This window comes from Zavarzinia aquatilis (genome assembly GCF_003173035.1).
Classification (GTDB): domain Bacteria; phylum Pseudomonadota; class Alphaproteobacteria; order Zavarziniales; family Zavarziniaceae; genus Zavarzinia; species Zavarzinia aquatilis.
The window spans coordinates 1-1,192 of the sequence record NZ_QGLE01000040.1; the positions used below are offsets into that span (position 1 = coordinate 1).

Genomic DNA, 1,192 nt, shown 5'->3' on the forward strand with positions numbered 1-1,192 from the left:
ATGGCCAAGGAAAGTTTCAAGCGGACGAAGCCGCACTGCAACATCGGCACGATCGGTCACGTCGACCATGGCAAGACGTCGCTGACGGCGGCGATCACCAAGGTTCTGGCAGAGACCGGTGGTGCGACGTTCACGGCGTATGACCAGATCGACAAGGCGCCGGAAGAGCGCGCCCGCGGCATCACGATCTCGACGGCGCACGTCGAGTACGAGACGACGAACCGGCACTATGCCCACGTCGACTGCCCCGGCCACGCCGACTATGTGAAGAACATGATCACGGGCGCGGCGCAGATGGACGGCGCGATCCTGGTGGTGTCGGCGGCCGACGGCCCGATGCCGCAGACCCGCGAGCACATCCTGCTGGCGCGTCAGGTCGGCGTGCCGTCGCTGGTGGTGTTCCTGAACAAGTGCGACATGGTCGACGATCCGGAACTTCTGGAGCTGGTCGAGCTCGAGGTTCGCGAGCTGCTGTCGTCCTACGACTTCCCTGGCGACGACATTCCGGTGGTGAAGGGCTCGGCGCTGTGCGCGCTGAACGGCACCAACCCGGAGCTGGGCCATGACGCGATCCTGAAGCTGATGGCCGAGGTCGACGCCTATATCCCGCAGCCGGAGCGTCCGAAGGACCGTCCGTTCCTGATGCCGATCGAAGACGTGTTCTCGATCTCGGGCCGTGGCACGGTGGTGACCGGTCGCGTCGAGCGCGGCATCGTGAAGGTTGGCGAGGAAATCGAGATCGTCGGCCTGAAGCCGACGAAGAAGACGACCGTGACCGGCGTTGAAATGTTCCGCAAGCTGCTCGACCAGGGCGAGGCTGGCGACAACATCGGCGCGCTGCTGCGTGGCGTTGGTCGTGACGACGTGGAGCGTGGCCAGGTTCTGGCCAAGCCGGGTTCGATCACCCCGCACACGAAGTTCAAGGCCGAAGCCTACATCCTGACGAAGGAAGAAGGCGGCCGTCACACCCCGTTCTTCACCAACTACCGCCCGCAGTTCTACTTCCGCACGACGGACGTGACCGGCGTGGTGACCCTGCCGGAAGGCGTGGAGATGGTGATGCCGGGCGACAACGTCGCGATGTCGGTCGAGCTGATCGCTCCGATCGCCATGGACGATGGTCTGCGTTTCGCGATCCGCGAAGGCGGCCGCACCGTCGGTGCCGGCGTCGTCGCCTCGATCGAGAAGTAAG

At 64.8% G+C, this 1,192-nt stretch carries 1 protein-coding gene; it reads left to right on the forward strand.

The genetic code is table 11. The annotated features are described in order from the left end of the window. Entirely contained in the window at positions 1 to 1,191 is a 1,191-nt protein-coding gene (gene tuf, locus DKG74_RS21380) for an elongation factor Tu (protein ID WP_109908199.1), read from the forward strand. The last annotated feature ends 1 nt before the right edge of the window (position 1,192 follow it).

What these genes read in the sequence shown, in the direction of transcription:
- tuf (WP_109908199.1), top strand. Translation starts at nt 1, where the DNA reads ATGGCCAAGGAAAGTTTCAAGCGGACGAAGCCGCACTGCAACATCGGC.